The organism is Myxococcus sp. AB025B (assembly GCF_006518215.1).
Classification (GTDB): domain Bacteria; phylum Myxococcota; class Myxococcia; order Myxococcales; family Myxococcaceae; genus Myxococcus; species Myxococcus fulvus.
This window is the reverse complement of the sequence record NZ_SRLW01000506.1, coordinates 1-4,023: the sequence shown is the minus strand read 5'-3', so window position 1 is coordinate 4,023 and position 4,023 is coordinate 1. Positions and strand designations below refer to the sequence as shown.

Sequence of the window (4,023 nt, the reverse complement as noted above, 5' to 3'; positions counted from 1 at the left end):
GTGCCGGTGTGGGGGCAGAGGACGGGGTCCAGGCCGTCGATGTCGAAGGACAGGTAGACCTGCTGGGGGAGCAGGGCGACCATCTCATCGACCTGGCGGTTCCAGGGCACGCCGTCGAAGCGCTTGTTCTGGAGGGCGGCGTCGAAGAAGCCGTGGACGCGGCCGTTGGAGTCCTCGATGTAGCGGTGCTCCTCCTGGCTCATGTCGCGCAGGCCGACCTGGACGAGCGTCTTCACGCCGGGGATGCGCTCGGCGACGTTGTACATGATGGAGGCGTGGGACCAGGTGAAGCCCTCGTAGGCGACGCGCAGGTCGGCGTGGGCGTCCAGGTGGAGCACGCCGAGGCCGGGGTACTTCTCGGCGTGGGCGCGGATGATGCCGTAGGAGATGGAGTGGTCTCCGCCGACGGCGGCAACGCGCTTGCCCTGGTCGAGCCAGTGCTGGGTGGTGCGGTAGACCCACTCGTTCATCTGGTCGCAGAGGGCGTTGACGTCCTTGGCGGCGGCGAGGAGCTCGGCTTCACCGGAGTGGATGCCGCCGGCCTCGATGACGACCTGGGCGCGCTCCTTGGCGCGGGTGTTCCAGTCGCGCAGCTCCTGGGGCTCGGGGAGCATGGCGATGCCGCGCTCGTAGGGGCGGCCGGTCTCCACGTCGAAGAGGTCCACCTGGCGGCTGGCGTCGAGGACGGCGGCGGGGCCCTCGGAGGTGCCGCCGCCGTAGCTGGTGGTGGCCTCGAAGGGCACGGGGATGAGGACGACGTGCGCCTCGTCGGGAGAGTGGGGGAGTCCGAAGACGCCGGAGCCCGGCTGCGCCGCGGCGCTGGGGTCGAAGTGGGTGGCCATGGCGGCGGAGGATACGGACCCCGGGACGGGGCGCAACTGTCCGTTACGGACTGCGTCGGACGCCACACCGGCCGACGGGTTGGTCGTCGTCCTTCAGGCACTCATGGCGGCCATCGACCGGGTCACAGTCGCGGTCATCGGTGCACCCCGTGCCGGCCGGGCAGTCCATGCCAGTTCCTCCGCCCAGGGACGTCACGGTGAAGCCGGGGTTCACCACCGACTCGATGATGGGCTGATTGCCCTGGGGCCCTGGATGACGATGCTCCAACTCCAGACGTGTCCCTCCATCGGGTCGGCGGACGTTCAGTCGGAGGGCAGGAGGAGGCGCGAAGCTGCCTGCGTCCGGAGTGTCGCAGCCCTGCTGGGTCTCGTGGGTCGTAGCGTCACCGAGCGCGGAGAAGAGGTGGTCGGCCACGTCCATCCCGCTGCCCGGGGCAGAGGGTCTCACCTGGGCATGCGTGTCGAGGACCTCGCCATCGGTGTCGAACTCGAAGATGCAGCGGCCGACACCGTCGCTGACGATGAGGATTTCGCCATCCCGGACTCCCCCGTCCACCAGGTCGAGCATGATGACGCCTCGGGCGTGGGCAGGCTCCTGCTGATGGGTGCAGGTCGCACTGCATGAGCCACATGCGCTTGTATTGCCGTCATCGCATTCCTCGCGAAGTTCATTCGTGTCGAGGACGAAGCCGTCTCCGCACGTTGCGTTCTTGCAGGTGCGAGGGCACGCATCGGTGTCGATGTCATTGCCGTCGTCGCATTCCTCGCCTGGGTCCACCAGGGCATTTCCACACTTCTTGAGCGAGCGGCAATCGGAGCGACAGGGACCGTCGAGAAGGGGACCGTCATCACAGGCTTCGTGGTCAGTTCCCTGGACGTTGGTGAAACCGTCACCGCAGCGGGCGATCACGCACGTGGTGAGGCAGTCATCGCTGTTGGACTCGTTTCCGTCGTCACATTCCTCGCCGATGTCTCGAATCCCGTTCCCGCACGCCTCCATGGACTTACAGTCACTGCTGCACTTGTCTCCGTTCGCCCTGTTCCCGTCGTCACAGAGCTCGCCAGGGTCGAGGAATCGGTTCCCGCAGCTTTCGGTGGAGGTACAGGTCGCATTGCATCCATCACTCGAGGCTTCGTTGCCATCGTCGCAAGCCTCTCCAGGGTCGAGGAGTCCATCGCCGCAGCGCCTCTTCGCGCAGTACTGGTTGCATCCGACGCCGCCGTCGGCGTTGTAATCACATTCTTCATGCAGGTCCACCAGCCCGTTTCCACAGCGTTCGAACATGCAGTCGGGGCTGCATCCATCTCCAGCCACGGAGTTGCCGTCGTCGCATTGTTCTCCTTCGTCTTTCTGGGTGGTCGCATCGCCACAAAGACCCTGGATGCAGCGGTCTTCCTCGGCGGCGCAGACCATCCCGGCAGGACATACGAGCCCGTTCTTGCAGGTCACGCTCTTGGACTCGATGCATGCGGCGGTCGTGAGGACTGCGAGGCATGTCACGAAGATGCTTGGGATTGAGCTCGGAGAAACATGGGGACTCACGAAGCGCCTCCTTCAGAAACGAATGGTTGCCACGACGCTCTGTGATTCGGATTCGACGACGGGGACGATGACCACGGATGGCGCGAGGTCCTCTGCCGTCAGCCGATAGGACCGACGCCGGTTCAGGTAGAGCAGCACGGTTCCCGTGATGGCGGTGGCTCCTCCCAGTGCATAGCCGCTGTAGGCAGCCGCCCTGAAACTCGAGCCCTTCTTGTGAAGGCTCTTCAACTCGGGCGTGAGCGTGCTCCCTTGGGGATGCTCGATGCGTGCATCGAACTTGCGGAAGCTGTCATTCGCCTTCCAGTGCATCCATCCACCTCCGCCCGCCGCCGCCAGTCCCGCGCCCAGCACGGTCCACGGCACCCACGCGGACCACCGTCGTCGGTACCGGATGACCTCCTCCTCCGTATACAAATCCAGCGCGAGCTTCGTCCGCTCCCCGGGCATCAAGGCCTGACGCTTCTCCGTCGGCAGATACCCGTCCTTGAAGGCAATCACGCTGTGCATTCCGGGCCGGATGAGCCCCTGGTATCTCCCCGGCCCCGTGAACAGCGGCTGTCCATTCAACGTGACGATGGCCCCCCGCTCGTCACACCGGACGTCCACCCACGCCAACTGCTTCTCGAGCAACGCCTTGTACGAGCGCGCATGCTCGTACCGGCTCGAATCCAGCGGGTCCGCCCCATGACTCAGCGCCGATTCCAGGTGCTTGTGCACCTCGATGGGCTGGTCCAGGTTCATCAACGCCAGCGCCAGGTTGTAATGAATCGCCGGATGGTTCCAGTGCCGCAGCGCCCGCCGATAGCTCCGGCTGGCCTCCACGAAGACCGACTCCCGCAGCCGCTCGTTCCCCTCCAGGAAGAGCGCCTGTGCCGCCTGCTGCTCGTCCCGAGGCACCCCCTGCGCCCACGGGCGATTCCCGCCGACCTCCAGCGGCGAATCCAGCCGCTGCGCCTGCGCCAGCATTCCCCACAACGACACCACCACCACGGCCAGCCCGCGCCCACGCGAGCCCCAGCTTCGCATCACCGACATGGCGTGCCTCACGTCACTTCAACGTTTCGATGAAAGGACTTCCGAGCGTCGACTGGATCCGCAGCGTCCGCTCCTGCTCGCGCTGCAACAGCCGCTCCGCCTCGGCGCGCGCCTGCCGCGCACTCAACGCGCTCTGCTCGGCCCGCCGCATCGCCACGTTCGCATGGAAGCGCGCCCACTTCGCCCGCTTCAGCGCGGTGACGAGCTCGGCGTTGCGCAGCACCAGCGTCTCGTTGGTCGCCTCGACCCGCTCATTGGCCTCCTCCGCGCGAGACTGCGCCGCCCGTCGGTCCTCCTCCTTGGCGCGCACCTCCGCGAGCCGCTCCCGCGCCTCCGCCTCCGAGCGCTTCGCCAGGAACTCCGCGTTGCGCGCCGTCGCCTCCGCGCGCAGCGCGATGATGGCCTGGTGCTCGGCCTCCTGCTGCGCCTCCCGGATGAACACCAGCGCCACCGCCGCCGCCGCGAACATCATCGACACCAGCGCCACCGCCCCCACGATGAACGCCCGCTTCACCCGCGCCAGCCGCGTCGCCTGCGCCCCCACCGCGTCCAGGAAGGCCCGCTGCGACTGCGGCAGCTCCCCCCGGTAACGACGCTGGAAGC

General features: G+C 67.0%; 3 protein-coding genes and 2 pseudogenes. All 5 read right to left on the bottom strand.

Going from position 1 to position 4,023, the window contains the following annotated elements:
* On the bottom strand, nucleotides 1-842 hold an 842-nt coding region (locus tag FL311_RS41710), incomplete at its 3' end, for an arginase family protein (RefSeq protein ID WP_141333170.1).
* A 43-nt stretch (nucleotides 843-885) separates the two neighbouring features.
* Nucleotides 886-1,410, bottom strand: a complete 525-nt coding sequence (locus tag FL311_RS45785) for a hypothetical protein (RefSeq protein WP_228557443.1) — start codon at nucleotides 1,408-1,410, stop codon at nucleotides 886-888.
* A gap of 45 nt (nucleotides 1,411-1,455) precedes the next feature.
* Nucleotides 1,456-2,256, bottom strand: a pseudogene (locus FL311_RS46385) (DUF4215 domain-containing protein); the annotation flags it as partial.
* Nucleotides 2,257-2,397: 141 nt separating this feature from the next.
* Nucleotides 2,398-3,420, bottom strand: coding sequence for a hypothetical protein (locus tag FL311_RS41700; RefSeq protein WP_141333168.1), 1,023 nt, complete (start codon nucleotides 3,418-3,420; stop codon nucleotides 2,398-2,400).
* Nucleotides 3,421-3,433: 13 nt separating this feature from the next.
* Nucleotides 3,434-4,023 (bottom strand): annotated as a pseudogene (locus FL311_RS46215) (AAA family ATPase); the annotation flags it as partial.